This is a genomic window from Herbaspirillum sp. DW155 (assembly GCF_037076565.1).
Taxonomy (GTDB): domain Bacteria; phylum Pseudomonadota; class Gammaproteobacteria; order Burkholderiales; family Burkholderiaceae_D; genus Herbaspirillum.
Window position 1 is genome coordinate 1,948,867 of sequence record NZ_AP029028.1, and the last position, 16,221, is coordinate 1,965,087.

11 protein-coding genes are annotated in these 16,221 nt (G+C 61.7%); 9 read left to right on the plus strand and 2 right to left on the minus strand.

What is annotated here, in order from left to right:
• Positions 1-147: 147 nt before the first annotated feature.
• Positions 148-3,417: an Rne/Rng family ribonuclease gene (locus AACH55_RS08810; protein WP_338719055.1), complete on the minus strand. Its 3,270-nt coding sequence runs from the start codon at positions 3,415-3,417 to the stop codon at positions 148-150.
• Between the two features lie 810 nt (positions 3,418-4,227).
• Between AACH55_RS08810 and rluC the strand changes: the two genes are divergently transcribed.
• From rluC to AACH55_RS08830, 4 genes are all read left to right on the plus strand, one after another.
• Positions 4,228-5,295: a 23S rRNA pseudouridine(955/2504/2580) synthase RluC gene (rluC, locus tag AACH55_RS08815; RefSeq protein ID WP_338719056.1), complete on the plus strand. Its 1,068-nt coding sequence runs from the start codon at positions 4,228-4,230 to the stop codon at positions 5,293-5,295.
• Between the two features lie 123 nt (positions 5,296-5,418).
• A complete protein-coding gene (locus AACH55_RS08820) occupies positions 5,419-6,078 on the plus strand; it encodes an HAD-IIIA family hydrolase (RefSeq protein ID WP_338719057.1) in 660 nt (219 codons plus the stop codon).
• A gap of 11 nt (positions 6,079-6,089) precedes the next feature.
• Positions 6,090-6,464 carry a Rieske 2Fe-2S domain-containing protein gene (locus tag AACH55_RS08825; RefSeq protein WP_338719058.1) on the plus strand — a complete coding sequence of 125 codons (375 nt, stop codon included), beginning with the start codon at positions 6,090-6,092 and terminating at the stop codon, positions 6,462-6,464.
• A gap of 50 nt (positions 6,465-6,514) precedes the next feature.
• Positions 6,515-7,561 (plus strand): S49 family peptidase, encoded by a 1,047-nt coding sequence (locus tag AACH55_RS08830; protein WP_338719059.1) that lies wholly within the window; start codon positions 6,515-6,517, stop codon positions 7,559-7,561.
• Positions 7,562-7,637: 76 nt separating this feature from the next.
• Here AACH55_RS08830 and AACH55_RS08835 read toward each other — a convergent pair whose 3' ends face one another.
• On the minus strand, positions 7,638-8,402 hold the full coding sequence (locus tag AACH55_RS08835; RefSeq protein WP_338719060.1) for an SAM-dependent methyltransferase: 765 nt from the start codon (positions 8,400-8,402) through the stop codon (positions 7,638-7,640).
• A 201-nt stretch (positions 8,403-8,603) separates the two neighbouring features.
• Here AACH55_RS08835 and AACH55_RS08840 point away from each other — a divergent pair, with 201 nt between their 5' ends.
• The 5 genes from AACH55_RS08840 to AACH55_RS08860 all read left to right on the plus strand — a co-directional run bounded on the left by AACH55_RS08840 (position 8,604) and on the right by AACH55_RS08860 (position 16,206).
• Entirely contained in the window at positions 8,604-10,061 is a 1,458-nt protein-coding gene (locus tag AACH55_RS08840; protein ID WP_338719061.1) for a Ppx/GppA phosphatase family protein, read from the plus strand.
• A gap of 289 nt (positions 10,062-10,350) precedes the next feature.
• Positions 10,351-11,385 (plus strand): extracellular solute-binding protein, encoded by a 1,035-nt coding sequence (locus AACH55_RS08845; RefSeq protein ID WP_338719062.1) that lies wholly within the window; start codon positions 10,351-10,353, stop codon positions 11,383-11,385.
• Between the two features lie 295 nt (positions 11,386-11,680).
• Positions 11,681-12,691 (plus strand): hypothetical protein, encoded by a 1,011-nt coding sequence (locus AACH55_RS08850; protein WP_338719063.1) that lies wholly within the window; start codon positions 11,681-11,683, stop codon positions 12,689-12,691.
• Between the two features lie 42 nt (positions 12,692-12,733).
• A complete protein-coding gene (locus AACH55_RS08855; protein WP_338719064.1) occupies positions 12,734-13,783 on the plus strand; it encodes a toxin VasX in 1,050 nt (349 codons plus the stop codon).
• A complete protein-coding gene (locus AACH55_RS08860) occupies positions 13,780-16,206 on the plus strand; it encodes a hypothetical protein (RefSeq protein ID WP_338719065.1) in 2,427 nt (808 codons plus the stop codon). Before AACH55_RS08855 ends, AACH55_RS08860 begins: the two co-directional genes overlap by 4 nt.
• The last annotated feature ends 15 nt before the right edge of the window (positions 16,207-16,221 follow it).

The following is a 16,221-nucleotide window of genomic DNA, read 5'->3' on the forward strand; positions in this document are numbered from 1 at the left end:
TAGGCGTTCCGTTGCCGATGAGCCTGGGCGCCAAAGACCTCATATCGGGATGTGCAGACATGAAAAAGGGAGCCGAAGCTCCCTTGTTCATTGCCACGGTACAGGCCATCAGGGGCACCCGCTGGCGGGCACACCCTGAGGTCCATCTCAACGGCGGGTTTCCACCTGGACCAGCGGCTCGGTCGACTGCGGCGGCAGCGGCTTGCGCTCGCGCGGCACGTGCGGTGCCGGGACGAAGGCCGCAGCGGCTTCCTGGGCGGCGCGCAGCTTGGCCGGATCGGTAGTGGCCAGGGTCAGGCCGGCTTGCGACAGCATCTGCTGCAGCGAGTCCCACTGGGCACCGTTGCCGGTGCTGGCAGCGGCTGCGGAAGCAGCGACCGGTGCGGCGTCAGCCACCACGGGAGCCGGTTCGGCGGCCACCGGAGCCGGGCTGGCTTCGACGGCATCCAGCAGGCTGATCTGTTGCGGCACGGCCGGGGCCACCGCAGCAGGGGCCACCACCGGAGCCGCCACCTGCACATCGACCGGAGCTTCCGATGCGGCCGGGGCAGCAACGGGGGCTTGCACCGGCTCGAAGGCCGGGGTCGGGGCGAAGCTGGCATCGATGGACGGTGCAGCCGGTTCGATGGCAGGCTGGTTCGAGAACACGGCCTGGGTCGCTTCGGCAGCCGCAGCGGCCACGGCTTCCACCGAGTTCACGCCGCTTTCGACCTGGACAGCGGCGTCGGGCTGGGCTTGTTGCGGCACCGGCGAGGCGGCGAAGGAAGCCTGGGCCACGGCAGCCTGGGCGACTTCCACCGGCGCAGCCGAGGAGTCGGCCACGACGGTCTCGGCGTTCACACTGACGGCTGCGGCGCTGGCCACGAATGCCGGTTCGGCGCCTTCAGCGGCGTCGGACTGGTCAGCAGCTTCACCTTCGCCGTTTTCGATCACGTTGCCGTTCTCATCGCGTTCGCGACGATGACGGTTGCGACCGCCACGGCGACGACGACGACGCGGCTCGGTGCCGCCTTCGGCAGCTTCCGTACCTTCGACACCTTCCACGCCTTCGGTAGCTTCCACTTGTCCCACGTCGAGCTGGGCGGCCTGTGCGTCATTGGACAGGGCGACGGCACCGGCGGCCACGGCCACGCCTGCGGTCGCGGCACCGGCAGCCAGTGCGGCCTCCAGCGGCAGACCTTCCTCGGCCTTGGGGTCCTTGCGTTCGCCACGCGGTGCGCGCGGTTCACGGGGCTGGCGCGGTTCACGCGGTTCGCGGCCTTCGCGACCTTCACGCGGCTCGCGGGCTTCACGCGGTTCACGAGGTTCGCGGGGCTCATTGCGGCGCGCTTCCTTGGGCTCCTGGCCTTCGCGGGGCAGGGCTTCACGGGTCTCGCGCGGTTCACGGCCTTCACGGAGTTCACGGCCTTCACGCGGCTCGCGGCCTTCCTTGGGTTCGCGCGGGCCACGCGGTGCACGGGCCTGCTTGGCTTCGGTGGCGTCGCCCGTCTTCAGTTCGACGGCGGCCGGGCCGCGTGCTGCACGCTGCTCGGCATTGCGTTCGCCACGTTCGGCGCGCTCGCCACCACGCTCAGCGCGTTCACCACGGTTGCGGTTGCGGCCATTGCGGTCGCCACCACGGCCGCTGCGCTCGCCTTCGCGCTTGGCCGGAGCCTTGGCTTCGACCGGTGCCGGGGCTTCCACCGGAGCGACCGGTTTCTTGCGGAAGAAGGCGAAGATCTTGCCCAGCAGGCCCGATTCGGGAGCCAGAGTCGGCGGCGGCACGGGGGCCGCGACCGGCTCCGGTGCCTTGCGTTCGACGATGGGCGCCGGCTGGTCGGGGGTGATGCCCTTGACCACGGCTTCCTGGCGCGGACGCACTTCGTCCTTCTGGCGCTTGCTGTAGCCGATGTCGGTATCGGCCTGCTCGGCCATGGCGTAGCTGGCTTGGGCGTCGTCCAGGCGCGGATCGTCGTGCTTGATCCGTTCCATCTTGTAGTGCGGGGTTTCCAGGTGCTTGTTGGGGATCATGATGACGGTGACGCGATGGCGCGTCTCGATCTTCAGGATTTCGCCCCGTTTTTCATTGAGCAGGAAGGCAGCCACGTCCACCGGCGCTTGCACGTGGATGGCGGCTGAATTTTCCTTCATGGCCTCTTCCTGGATGATGCGCAGCACCTGCAGGGCGGAGGATTCGGTATCGCGGATGTGGCCGGTGCCGTTGCAGCGCGGGCAGGTCACGTGGCTGCCTTCGGAGAGCGAGGGGCGCAGGCGCTGGCGCGACAGTTCCATCAGGCCGAAGCGGGAGATCTTGCCCATCTGAACGCGGGCGCGGTCGTAGTGCAGGGCGTCCTTGAGACGGCCTTCGACTTCACGCTGGTTCTTGGAATTCTCCATGTCGATGAAGTCGATCACGATCAGGCCGCCCAGGTCGCGCAGGCGCAACTGGCGGGCCACTTCATCGGCGGCTTCGAGGTTGGTGTTGAAGGCGGTGGTTTCGATGTCGCTGCCACGGGTGGCGCGTGCCGAGTTGACGTCCACCGACACCAGCGCTTCGGTGTGGTCGATGACGATGGCGCCGCCCGAGGGCAGCGGGACCGTGCGCGAGTAGGCGGTCTCGATCTGGTGTTCGATCTGGAAGCGCGAGAACAGCGGCACATCATCGCGGTAGCGCTTGACGCGGTGAACCATGTCCGGCATCACGTGGGCCATGAACTGCTGGGCCTGGTCGTGGATGTCGTCGGTGTCGATCAGGATTTCGCCGATGTCGGGCTGGAAGTAGTCGCGGATGGCGCGGATGACCAGCGAGGATTCCTGGTAGATCAGGAAGGCACCCGAGCCGGACTGGCCGGCGCCTTCGATGGCGCGCCAGAGTTGCATCAGGTAGTTCAGGTCCCACTGCAGTTCATCGACGTTGCGGCCGATGCCGGCGGTGCGGGCGATGACGGACATGCCGCTGGGCAGGTCCAGCTTGTCCATGGTCTCGCGCAGTTCCTGGCGGTCTTCGCCTTCGACACGGCGCGAGACGCCGCCGCCGCGCGGGTTGTTGGGCATGAGCACCAGGTAGCGGCCGGCCAGGGAGATGAACGAGGTCAGGGCAGCGCCCTTGTTGCCGCGTTCTTCCTTCTCGACCTGGACGATGATTTCCTGGCCTTCGCGCAGCGCTTCCTTGATGCTGGCGTTGCGGACGTCAATGCCTTCCTTGAAATAGGTGCGGGCCACTTCCTTGAAGGGCAGGAAGCCGTGGCGTTCTTCGCCGTAGTTGACGAAGCAGGCTTCCAGCGAGGGCTCGATGCGGGTGATGACGCCCTTGTAGATGTTGGACTTGCGCTGCTCGCGTCCGGTGGTTTCGATGTCGATGTCGATCAGTTTCTGACCGTCGACGATCGCTACGCGCAGTTCTTCCTGCTGCGTGGCGTTGAACAACATACGTTTCATGTTTTCACTCCGGGATCCGAAGATCCTTCAAATGGCCCGTCCGTATGTGGTAGCGGGCCAAAAGTACAGGGGATGTACGCGAGAACGAAGTGATTGGGGAGGGAATTGCCTTGATTGTGTGAGTGCGCCTTAGAAGGCGCTCCAGCACAAGGGGGCGCGGATGCGGCAGACGGGAACGCCGGGCAGCACCGTATCCGCGCCGCGCGCTCCGCCATAGGCGGTCGCGCAGGCAACTGCGGACGGTAAGCTGGTCTGTGGAGCCAAACGTAACATGATGATGGGTTGGCGACGGCGATCGGGTTCTGTTGCATCAACCGGCAAGCTTCGCGGTGCTTCGGCCAGGACTGCGGCATTGGCCCGGGCAATGCGCTGCAAGAGGGGCGGGCGGATGAGCCTGCTGCCGGTTGCGCTGCAAGATACTGCTTTGCCGGGGGCTGTGCGCTGCGGACCTGAACCGGAACACCGGATGCGAGTCTTGCCAGACTTTTATCCTGATGATCCAAACAATTCTGTTCCACTTCCAGGCGCGCTGTCCGATTGCAACTGCGGTGCAAACTGAACTCGCGCAGGGAAGGTGCGTACTCGTTTCGAGGCCTTTACGTGGACCAGGCAAGCGGCATGATCGGCTGTATTGTCAACCGTTGCAGCGCTTTTATTGCGTCTGCGATGCCGCGCGTCGTGGTTTTCGGGGCCCCCTTCGTCTATTTTGCAAATGAGCGAGGCTGACGAAGACTCCTCTTGTGTAGAATGTTCATTTTTTATTCTACTGACGCCGTTTTTTGATCGGCGTCAAACGATTATATATTCAAAATGAAGGACTTAGCGAGATTTTCTAGGGGGGCTTCTGAAAGCGCCGCAGCCGCGCCCGCCTCCCGGAGCGAAGCAGCCTCGCAGAACCTTCCCCAGGTGCAGTTGCTGACCATTTCTGACGAAGAAGCCGGGCAGCGGATCGACAATTTCCTGCTGCGTATCTGCAAGGGTGTGCCCAAGAGTCATATCTACCGTGTCCTGCGCTCGGGCGAGGTGCGCGTCAACAAGGGCCGCATCGACCAGACCTACCGTCTGGCCGAAGGCGACGTGGTGCGCGTGCCGCCAATACGAGTTGCAGAGAAGCAAGAACAGGTGGTGCCCGGCGCCGAATTCCGCATCCTGCTGGAAGACAGCCACCTGCTGGTCATCGACAAGCCCGCCGGCGTGGCCGTCCATGGCGGCTCGGGCGTGAGCTATGGCGTGATCGAGCAACTGCGCGCCGCGCGCCCCCAGGCCAAGTTCCTGGAACTGGTGCACCGCCTGGACCGCGATACCTCGGGCGTGCTGCTGATCGCCAAGAAGCGCTCGGCCCTGACCAACCTGCATGACCAGATGCGCGAAGGCACTACCGACAAGCGCTATTTCACGCTGGTGCAGGGCGACTGGAAGAATGCCCGCCAGCACGTGAAGTTGCCGCTCTTCAAGTACAGCACCCCGGATGGCGAGCGCCGTGTGCGCGTGCAGGCCGATGGCCAGCCTTCGCACACCATCTTTTCGCTCTTGCGCCGCTTCGGTGAATTTGCGCTGCTGGAAGCTGAACTGAAGACCGGTCGCACCCATCAGATCCGGGTGCACCTGTCTTCCAGCGGCTTTCCCATCGTGGGCGACGACAAGTACGGCGATTTCACCCTCAACAAGGCCCTGCAGAAAGCCGATGGCAGCCGCATCGCCTTCAAGCGCATGTTCCTGCATGCCTGGCGCATCAGCTTCCGCCATCCCGAGAGCGGCGAAACGGTGACCCTGAAGGCCGGCCTGCCCGATGAATGCGCGCGTTTCCTGCGCAGTCTCGAAGGCGGCGCCGAGGGCGACCTGTTGCCGCACAACATGCTGGCCGGGACAGAACAGTGAAGGGGTGCACGCAGTGGGCCGGGATGTGATACTTTCTGCCCGGCATTAACACAATCGCATGTCCATCTGCCAATTGCCGATCCGGCAATCAGGGAGGACATGCCAGCGGAAAGAGCTCGACACATGGCAAGAAAGCAATTTGACCTGATCGTTTTCGACTGGGACGGCACCCTGATGGACAGCACCTCCACCATCGTGCGCTGCATCCAGGCGGCCGCACGCGACCTGGGCCTGCCCATTCCTGACAAGAGCGCCGCGTCCTACGTGATCGGCCTGGGCTTGCAGGATGCCATGCAGGCGGCCATTCCGGATGTGGACCCGAAGTACTATCCGCGCATCGTGGAGCGCTACCGGCATCACTATCTCGGCCAGGACAAGGACCTGACCCTCTTCGACGGCGTGCCCGAGATGCTGGCCGACCTGTCGCAGCAGGGTTACTTCCTGGCGGTGGCCACCGGCAAGAGCCGGGTCGGGCTGAACCGGGCCATGAATACCACCGGCTTGCTCTCCAAGTTCGATGCCACCCGCTGTGCCGATGAGACCTTCTCCAAGCCGCATCCGGCCATGCTGCAGGAACTGACCCGCGAACTGGGCCAGGACATGCACCGCACCCTGATGATCGGCGACACCACCCACGACCTGCAGATGGCCCTCAATGCCGGTGCCAAGGGCGTGGCGGTGGAGTTCGGGGCGCATCCGCCGGAGCAATTGCAGAGTTTGGCGCCACTTTATTCAGCCCGTTCGATCCGTGAGCTGCATCAATGGCTCAATGAGCACGCCTGAGGCGGCTGCCCGTGACGACACCTGAAGATATCTTCATCTGCCCCTCAAGCGCCCTCCTGGAGGGCGGCCTGGGCAAGCGCTTTGCGGTGCGGGTGCATGGGGAAGCGGCCACGGGCTTCGTGGTACGTTATGGCGGGGTGGTGTACGGTTACCTGAACCGCTGTGCGCATGTGCCCGTCGAACTGGATTGGGCCGAGGGAGAATTCTTTGAATCCAGCGGCCTGTATCTCATGTGCGCAACACACGGCGCGGTTTATGCGCCCGATACCGGAAAATGCAAAGGCGGACCTTGTACCGGCGCGCATTTGCGTAAGATCATGACGATGGAGCGCGACGGCCAGGTGGTTTGGCGTCCGGATGACATCGTTCAGCCCGCCGAGGCATGAGCTTCGCGGAAAAACCAGTGCAGCGCGTTGGCGCTGCCTAGAGTGAGCCTATGAGCAACAACGAATCTGAAAACCCGCAAGACCGTCCCCCTCAGTCTTCCTCCTCTCCGGCTTCTGCGCCGCCGTCTTCGTCCATCCCCGCCAGCGTGCGCGAGGACAAGAAAAGCGGCTGGGAGCGTGATGTCCTGGAAAAACTGGCGCTGTTCGCCGTCAAGGAACAGCGCGCCCGGCGTCGCTGGGGTGTGTTCTTCCGCATTGCCATCCTGGCGGTGATTGTGGTCGGTGGCTGGATGGCCTTTGCCTACAACAAGATCGAGAGCGAGCCGCTGGGTCCGCATACCGCCCTGGTCGAGATCCGCGGCACCATCGAATCCGAAGGCCAGGGGTCGGCGGCCGTGGTCATCCCGGCACTGGACAAGGCCTTCGCCGCCAGCGATTCGGTGGGCGTGATCCTGAAGATCAACAGTCCCGGCGGCAGCCCCGTGCAGGCCGGCATGATCAATGACGAGATCACCCGCCTGCGCAAGGAATACCCCAAGAAACCGATCTACGTGGTGGTCGAGGAAATGTGCGCCTCCGGTGGCTATTACATCGCCGTGGCGGCCGACAAGATCTACGTCAACAAGGCCAGCCTGATCGGTTCGGTGGGCGTGTTGATGGATGGCTTCGGTTTCACCGGCCTGATGGACAAGCTGGGCGTGGAGCGTCGTCTGCTGACGGCTGGCGAGAACAAGAGCTTCCTCGATCCCTTCAGCCCGCAAAGCCCGAAGCAGCGTGACTATGCGCTGTCGATGCTGCAGGAGATCCATCAGCAGTTCATCGAAGTGGTGCGCCAGGGTCGGGGTACGCGTCTGAAGGAAACCCCGGATACCTTCTCCGGCCTGGTCTGGACCGGCGCCAAGGCGGTCGAGCTGGGCCTGGCCGATGGCTATGGCACGGTCGACAGCGTGGCGCGCGATGTGATCAAGGCCGAGGACGTGGTGGACTACACCCAGACCGAGAATCTCTCCGAACGCGTGCTCAAGAAATTTGGCGTGGCCTTCGGTGCCGGGTTTGCCAAGACCATGATGTCGGCACCGCTGTCGCAGTTGCGATAAGCCGATCCGCAGCCCCATGCAAAAGGCCGGTTGCTGATGCGACCGGCCTTTTGATTTTGCGGTGACGGGCGTGGGCTTATTCGGCCAGCAGCAGGAACACCGTGGGCTTCTTGTGGAAGTCCGGCGCCTTGTTCGCTGCCAGCGCCGCCTTCCATTGCGCAGCGGTCTGCGTGCGCACTGCTTCGGTGGGCAGCGACAGATCGGTCGCCACGCAGATCAGCGTGCCCGGCTGGCAGGATTGCGCCAGGGCCTCCAGCATGGCGCCGTTGCGATAGGGCGTTTCGATCAGCAGCTGGGTCTGCTTCTCCTTGCGGGAACGATCTTCCAGCTGGCCGATGCGCCTGGCGCGCGCTTCGGAATCGGTGGGCAGATAGCCATTGAAGGCGAAGCTCTGCCCATTCAATCCGCTGGCCATCACCGCCAGCAGGAGCGAAGACGGACCGACCAGCGGGCGTACCTGGATGCCATGCTGATGCGCCAGCCGCACCAGGTTGGCGCCAGGGTCGGCCACGGCAGGCACCCCGGCTTCGGAGATCAGGCCGCCGTCACGGCCCGCCAGCAGCGGCGCCAGCAAGGCGGGCAGGGCGGCGGCTGGCGTGTTGATGTTGAGCTCGCTGATCTGGATTTGCTGGATCGGCTTGAGCAGCGGTGTATTGCTCCCCAATAGTTTGAGGAAGGCGCGCGTGGTCTTGGCGTTCTCGGCCACGAAATAATCCAGGCGCGCCGCGATGGCCTGCACCTGGCGCGGGATGATGGCCTCCAGCGGATGCGCTGCGCCGGGTTCGGCAGGAAGGTTGGTGCTTCCCAGCGTGTTGGGAACCAGGTAAAGAATGCCGGGCATGGAAGGGAAATGGGATAAATTGTATAAAATAATATGTGCAACGCAGCACGACGTCGCTGAGCCGCCATTCTACAGGGTGCAGGCTGTCATCAAAGTGTAATGCGCGCCCATTATCTTGTCGGCTGGGAGACAGGATGCGGTTTAAATTATTTAGCAATTGTTGCGGGGCCATCCGCCCGTAACCGTTGCGAAAGGAAATGCATGTTTGCTGCGGTAGATCTCGGTTCCAACAGTTTTCGCTTGCACATCGGCAAGTATGAGGACGACAGCATACGCGTCATCAAGAGCGCGCGTGACCCCATCCGCCTGGCTGCGGGTATCGACAAGAGCGGCAACCTGACGCCGCAGGCCTGCCAGAGCGCCATCGATTCGCTCACGCGCTTTCGCGCCATCCTGCGCGACTATCCGCTGACCGCCGTGCGGGTGGTCGCCACCAATACCTTGCGCGTGGCCAAGAATGCCACCGAGCTGCTGCCTGAACTGGAGCGCGCCATCGGCTATCCGGTCGAGATTATTTCCGGCGAGGAAGAAGGGCGCCTGATCTACATGGGCGTGGCCGGCGTGCTTTCCGATGCCGGTGAAGAACGCATGGTCATCGACATCGGCGGCGGTTCCACCGAAGTCATCCGTGGCCTGGGCGAACATATCCGCCACGTCGAATCTTTCGGCATCGGTACCGTCAACCAGAGCCTGGCCTTCTTCCCCGATGGCGCCATCACGGCGGCAGCCTTCGAGCGCGCCATCATTTCGGCACGCTCGCATGTGGAAGATGCGGTGCATCTGTTCAGCTTCGATGCGGCCAGCGTCAATGTCTATGGGTCTTCCGGCACCATGCGTGCCATTGCCGATACCATCCGCCGCAACAACATGGGCGACGGCCGCGTCACGCTGCCCAGCCTGGCTGAGCTGATGCAGCGACTGATCGATTTCGGCCACGTCAGCCAGATTTCCCTGGACGGCATGAAGCCGGACCGTGCCGGCGTCATCATGGGCGGGCTGGCGGTGCTGATCGGCTTCATGCAGGAGTTCGGTATCGAGGTCATCACGCCGGTGGAAGCCGGCCTGCGCATGGGTGTGATGTGGGACTTGCAGTTGCGCGCCACCAAGGCCGACCGCCGCGACCGTTCGGTGGAAGAGTTCGCCCGCCGTTTCCATGTCGATGCCGCCCGCGCCCATGGCGTGGCCGATACCGCGCTGGGCTTCTTCCAGATCCTGAAGCCGACCACCGATTCCTATGCGCGCTATCTGTTCTGGAGTGCGCTGCTGCATGAAACCGGCCTGGTGGTCTCGCCCACCGGCTATCACAAGCATTCGGCCTACATGATCGCCAATGCCGACCTGCCGGGGTTCACCACGCGCGAGCAGCGCCTGATGAGCACCTTGATCCTCGGGCAGAAGGGCAACCTCAAGAAGATCAGCGAGATGCTGGCCGATGTCGATTTCGCCAAGGCGGTGCTGGCCTTGCGGCTGGCGGTGATGTTCCGCCATGCGCACATCACGCTGGACCTGGACAAGGTTCGGGTCAAGCTCAAGAGCCGCATCGACCTGGAGATCCGCCGCGACTACATCAAGGAACATCCGAGCATTTCCTTCTGGTTCCAGAAGGAGCAGGAGTGGTGGGCCGGCATCGGTGTGGACTTTGCGGTCAAGGTCATCTGACGGCTTCATATCGGCTTGAACACGCCCTTGCCGCGCGGCTGCCGGCAAGGGCGTTTTCGTATCGTGCTGCGCCGGATGGATGTGCGTAGATGATAATGCTTCTTGTTTGTGATATAGTCGCCAGCGGTCCATGAACCGCTCGGGCGTCACGCCCTGAATTCACAACGAGGCGATCCCGAGATCGCCCACTGCGACAGCCAAGTCCCACATCCCCGGACCGCCTTCCGCGCCAAAAGAAAACGCCGTTCCTGTGACGGCGGTTGTTCACTCTTTTTGAAAAGGATGGTCCATGTTCCACCGTCAACTCGTCCTCGGCGCCATGCTGGCTGCCATTGCCGCTTCCAGCGTCGCGCAGGAAAAGGTATTGAATCTCTACTCGGCGCGTCACTACCAGACTGACGAAGCCCTCTACGCCGATTTCACCAAGGCCACCGGCATCAAGATCAACCGTGTCGATGGCGATGACGCCGGCATCCTGGCGCGCCTGAAGAGCGAAGGCGCCTCCAGCCCGGCCGACGTGATCCTGCTGGTCGATGCCGCGCGCCTGTGGAAGGCGCAGAGCGAAGGGCTGTTCCAGCCGGTCAAGTCCAGGCTGCTCGACGAGCGCATTCCCGCCAACCTGCACAGCAAGGAAGGCAGCGAAGGCACGCAGTGGTTCGGCTTCTCCACGCGCGCCCGCGTGATCGTCTACAACAAGGCCAGCGTCAGGCCGGAAGACGTGGATACCTACGAAGCCCTGGCCGACCCGAAGAACAAGGGCAAGCTGTGTACCCGCAGCGGTTCGCATCCCTACAACGTGTCGTTGTTCGGCGCGCTGCTGGAACATGACGGCGCGGCCAAGACCGAAGCCGTGTTGAAGGGCATGGTCGCCAACCAGGCGCGCCAGCCGGTGGGCGGCGATACCGACCAGATCAAGGCGGTCGGTTCGGGCGAATGCGGCGTGGCCATTTCCAACTCCTACTACGTGGCGCGCCTGCTGCGTTCCACCAAGCCGGAAGACGTGGCGCTGATGGAGAAGGTCGGCATCGTCTGGCCCAATCAGAAGAGCTATGGCGCGCACGTGAACATCGCCGGTGGCGGCGTGGCCCGGCATGCCCCGCACAAGGCCGAAGCGGTGCAGTTCCTGGAATACCTGGCCAGCGATTCGGCCCAGCGTTACTTCGCCGAAGGCAACAATGAATGGCCGGCCGTGCAGAGCGTGAAGACGGAGAACCCGGCGCTGGCGAAGATGGGGCCGTTCAAGGCCGAAGTCATTAACGTCGGTGCGGTGGGGGCCAACCAGCAGAAGGTGTTGCAGATGCTGGATCGCGTCGGCTACAAATAAACAGAATCATTCATCTCCTCGTGTGAAGGCCGGTCCGTGTGATGCACGGACCGGCTTTTTTACGCCTCTTCATTCTCATTCGGCACGCTGGGGCAGGAGCCACTGCCTTTCAGAAATGCCAAGAGCCGTTGAACTGAACAGTAGAGGAATAGTCCTAAGTCCCGACATTGCAGTTACGCTTGATGCAACCTGTAGTGGGCGTTTCAAGCAAGCGGATTGCCACCACAATTTTGTGTTGCAAACAATAGATCAAAAAATCTGCCTATCGATGTTTTCAGACTTTTAACGAGTGCTCATGAATCCCGCACAGCAAGGGTTGTCACACTTTCGTCGCGCCATACTGGATGCCATTACCGCGGTCAAGGCCCACCAGCCACAGTCTTACCTTCATTTGGTCTATGCCCCCGAGCTGGCGGACCCACTTGAGCTTCTGGGTGAAAGCAAACGTGAAGTTGCATTGATAAAGCCAGCTATCCCCGATGTGGTCGGTTGGTCTGAAGATGCATGTGGGCGCCTCATCACGCTCGATTGTCGACGAGTCGCGGCATATTTTCTGGAAACGGATGCGGGCATGGACGACCCATTGATGGAGAGCAGCATTTCGCAGTCGTATGCAGAATCCCTGCTCGGCCAGCGGGTCAACATACTGCAGACCAATGATGATCCCGGACAGGCTGAGCGGGCGGTATGTGGCTGGATAGTCAGCCCCGAAACTGCCGCACAGATCAGTGTGCGCCTCAGTGCCTCCTCCATCGGCATGGGTATTCACCGGCGCAGATCCGGGGTGCGTTGGTACAACCCCGATTATCTGGAGGTGCTCTGGCCTACCCTCACCGCCACCCAGAAACAGGGCCTGCTGGGGCAGGGCGTGTGGATCGCCCATGATGGCAACGGCAGACTCAAGACATATGCATCTGAGCATGAAGCTGCATGGAATACATTGCCGCCCTCCGCTGTGCGACTGGACACCACGCAGTGGCTGCAACTGGAGAACGTGCCACTGGTGCAGCAACTGCTCCAGCAGTGGAAAAGCCTATGCCACGAAACTGCCCGCCCCCTCCAGCCGGACGCCCAGGAGCAGCTACACCAATGGGTGTACCGCGCACGAGAGATGGGACTCGATGGTGAAGACATCGCAGTCTATGCCATTACCGCCATGCAGATGCCAAGTCGCTTTGCAGAGGATGCCGAGTTGATTGCAGCAGTAAAAAACGCGGTGCAGCAGGGTGACAAACTCAGCCAGAGCCTGCCTGCCTTATTGGACCGTTATCGGGAAAAGCGCGCGCTGAAGCAGCCAGAAAACTAAATCGGTTGGGAGGGATAACAACATGATTTCAGGAAGAACAACATGCTTGATGAAGCAGCGGCAGAATACCAACAGCAAGTCGCCAACCACACCATCAACGCCATCGCCGGGGTGCCGCCACTGAGCGCCAAGGCTGCGTGCCAGGCCTGCCATCGTGCGGACTTGCAAATCCAGGTGGTCACGCCCTCGGTGGTTGCGCAAGCGCATGCACAAGCCTTGCGTGATGCCGGCTACGCTTGGGCATCGGGCTTCGATGCAGAGTTCGCCAGCATCAAACGCGAAGCGACCACGCCCGTCGCCCGCATTGCACGCGCCGGCTACATCAAACTGTACTTTGCGCACAATGAGCGCTGGGATGTCTGGCAAGTGATGGCCAACGGACTGACCCGCAAAATCATGCATCAGGTCAGTGTTAAGCAGTACGCCAAACTGCAAGACGGTTTTGTCAATGCTTCAGAACCCAAACAATGCTCGCGTGGCGGCGCCAATTTGCCGGCGCACCTCATCAGTATCGCTGGCGCCAAGAACATCGCCACCGTGTGGCTGGCCTATACGCCGCGTCTGTGGTCAGCCACCGTGCTCCAGCAGTATGCAGAGAATCCCTTGGTGGATGTGCCCGGCCCCGATGGCAAGCCGGCAGGCAAAAAGAAGCTCAGGGACTTGCGCGGACGTGAACTGCATCCTCAAAAAATCGTCATGCAAGGCGAGTTTCCCAAGACCGGATGCCTGCCGCTCAATGCGGCGTCGCTGCAGCACAACGTCGCAGACTTTGTGAAGGAGGCCAGCCCTGCGTATAAAAAGGCGTTTGAGCTGGCCTTGCGCCCGCTCGACAGCGCCCGCTTCGGACAAGCGCAAGCCCTTGAAAACGCCGTGCGTGCCGCTGAAAAAGTCGATCACCCGACCCTGTACGTCAACAAATCGCTCTTGCTCATGTTGCCGGATGACGTGGGCGTGATCGAGCAGTTGAACCACTTGCGCCTGTGTGCCGTGGAAGCGCAAAAGGCATGGGTAGCGGGCGCCCCAATCCCAATGGAACAGACCATGATGCATTACGCAGCTGGAAGTTGCGTTCCGCCTTGCACGTCGAAATGATCGAGCACTGGGTTTTTTCAGCAAAGCTCAGTTACCAGAAAGACCTGCGTAACGCCGGTGTCTATCGGGAACATCTGACGATTACCGAAGAAGAGTTGCAACAGATGCGTGCCCAGGAGCGTTCAACCGGAAAACCGTATTACCCGGCAGGTACCTCCATCACGGCCAACGGGAGTAATCCCGTGACATACCGGGTCACGCTGCCGGAAGCGCAAGTACAAAAAGGCTTGGAAGGCCTGGCAAGAGCCGACAGCCAATCGCGCATCGAGCGCTATCACGGCAAGCTGCGCATGGCTGAACTGAATCAGTTCCGTGACAAATTCAAGGCGGGTCTGGAGCAATGGCAAGCCCATATCGCCAAGTTTGACAGCGACTACGTGCAGTGGTTGACCGCTGCGCCGTTGGCCGTCACCGTGCGTCACGACTTCAATCAGCAGTTATCGCTCATCAAGCCCCAGGCCGCCCACGGTACAGCGCGGCAGCAGGTCGAGGAGTACCTCGACCACCTGGGCGCACAGGAAAAGATATGGGGTGGTGGTGCCATCACGCCCATCACCGTAAAAGAGCTAGCCAAAGCCTATGGCAAAGACCCTGAGGCACCGGCCACATGGATCGATAAAGCCATGCTGGAGCCGTGGGGGCTGTTCAGTGCCATCAAGAGCGATCCGGGCAAGCACAAGGACACGGCAGAAAAGATCAATGGACTGATAGGGGAGTTGCCCGAAGTCGTGAAAGAAGCCCTGCACGCCCGACATGAAAAGCATGAAGCGCATATTCATAGCCTGCTCCAGGTACAGCAGCAAGCCGCACAGTTGCAGGCCGTCATGCTGGACCCACAACGGGCCAAGCAACTAGGGGCCGCGCTGGCAACGCCGGAAAAAGTCATGCAGGCATTTGCTGTGCATATCCGCACTGCGGCCATCATGAACATCATGCTCAACCCCGGCGCAGAGCGGTATGTCACCATCGCTGTCAAACTGCCGACAGGGGAAACGCTTGATGCGATGGCAGCAGGCCTTCGTCCCAGAACCTTTGAAACCACTCTTGAGACCAAAAGCAGCACCAACCGCCAGACCCGCCGCCAAAGTCGCAACACGCTGCGCAAGCTCAGCGTCCACGACACCCCCGCGCTACAGCTTGCCGAGTTTCAGCCGCTGATGTTGACCGAGGCCAAACTGGCTGAACTCACCCGCCAAGCCATCCGTCAAGGCGAGGAGTTGGTGGACGTGGTGGCCGAAGGCACCTTGGGCAAACTATCGCGCAGCTTCAAGCTGCCCAAGTCCACGGCACTGCATCTGGTGCAGGAGCAAGCCAGTTTTGCCCTGGCCAGCAAGAAAGCCTTCTGGTCACGCCAGGGCGGTGTGGTGGCGATCGTGGGGTTCTTTCAGTGCCGGGCATTGCTTAGTGCATTGAGCAAACTCCCCGACGAAGAAGGCTATGCCTATGCCGATACCTTGATGTCCGTGATGGGCAGCAGTGCGGGCTTGTTCGAGGGTGGGTTTGGTTTGGCGGCTGCGGTGTTTGAAATCAAGGCATCTGGTAGCAAGCTGGTGTTGGCCAGCCGCATTGCGGCGGCGGCATCACTGCGTTTGGTGGCGGGGATTGCTGGGGCTGCGAGTTCGGGGTTTGATGCTATTGCTGCGTTTGCTAAATACCACTCACGTTTGGTGAGGGGAGACTTAGAAGCGGGGACTATGTATAGAAACGGAGGTATTTTGTTCTTGGCTTCTAACATTACATTGTTAGGCGGTACTACCATTGCCTTCGCGAACGCCACGGTTGCCCGCTTTGCTATTTCGCGGCTGGTAGTCACTCGCCTTGGTGGTGCAGCAGCGGCTGAATTACTGGGAGCGTCGCTCACAGGCATTGGCATTGTAGCGGGGGTCTTGGGTTTTGCAGCCATGCTGTATGCAGAGAGTCTGGAAGATGACCTCAATGAAGTCTTCCTCAAGCGCAGCTACTGGGGAAACGGTGAGCGCGGCGAAGGCAAGTTCGCAGCCTCCGAAGAGCCACAAGACAAGAGCGATGCGGAAGCCATGATTCGCTGGGCACAGCGTGGTTTGGCCGCCGAGGTCGACGGTTTCAATGCCCTTTCCGTCGGGGTCAAAGCCACGCTCACATGGCACACCAACTATGTCAGTGCCAACGTGCTGGAGGCTCGCATCGAAGCCAGTGCGGGTGACGAAAACCATCGCGTAACCTATAAGCTGATACCTTCTCCCGCCAGCGCACTTCCACAAACAGATGGCGCAGCCCCCATGACGCTAGATAAAGATAGCGGGCACTACGTATTTAGCCTCAAGCTGCCGCTAGGCGCGCCGTCATGGAAAGCCGCAGAGTCTGTGCGGTTTACCTATACGATATATGACCTTCGTACTCGGGTGCCCATCGTGCAAGATACCTTGGAAGTCAAGCGTGGCTGACCCGATACTAACTAT

Coding starts and splice junctions, on each gene's coding strand:
- AACH55_RS08810 (WP_338719055.1), bottom strand. CDS start 3,417: ATGAAACGTATGTTGTTCAACGCCACGCAGCAGGAAGAACTGCGCGTA.
- rluC (WP_338719056.1), top strand. CDS start 4,228: ATGAAGGACTTAGCGAGATTTTCTAGGGGGGCTTCTGAAAGCGCCGCA.
- AACH55_RS08820 (WP_338719057.1), top strand. CDS start 5,419: ATGGCAAGAAAGCAATTTGACCTGATCGTTTTCGACTGGGACGGCACC.
- AACH55_RS08830 (WP_338719059.1), top strand. CDS start 6,515: ATGAGCAACAACGAATCTGAAAACCCGCAAGACCGTCCCCCTCAGTCT.
- AACH55_RS08835 (WP_338719060.1), bottom strand. CDS start 8,402: ATGCCCGGCATTCTTTACCTGGTTCCCAACACGCTGGGAAGCACCAAC.
- AACH55_RS08840 (WP_338719061.1), top strand. CDS start 8,604: ATGTTTGCTGCGGTAGATCTCGGTTCCAACAGTTTTCGCTTGCACATC.
- AACH55_RS08845 (WP_338719062.1), top strand. CDS start 10,351: ATGTTCCACCGTCAACTCGTCCTCGGCGCCATGCTGGCTGCCATTGCC.
- AACH55_RS08850 (WP_338719063.1), top strand. CDS start 11,681: ATGAATCCCGCACAGCAAGGGTTGTCACACTTTCGTCGCGCCATACTG.
- AACH55_RS08855 (WP_338719064.1), top strand. CDS start 12,734: ATGCTTGATGAAGCAGCGGCAGAATACCAACAGCAAGTCGCCAACCAC.
- AACH55_RS08860 (WP_338719065.1), top strand. CDS start 13,780: ATGATCGAGCACTGGGTTTTTTCAGCAAAGCTCAGTTACCAGAAAGAC.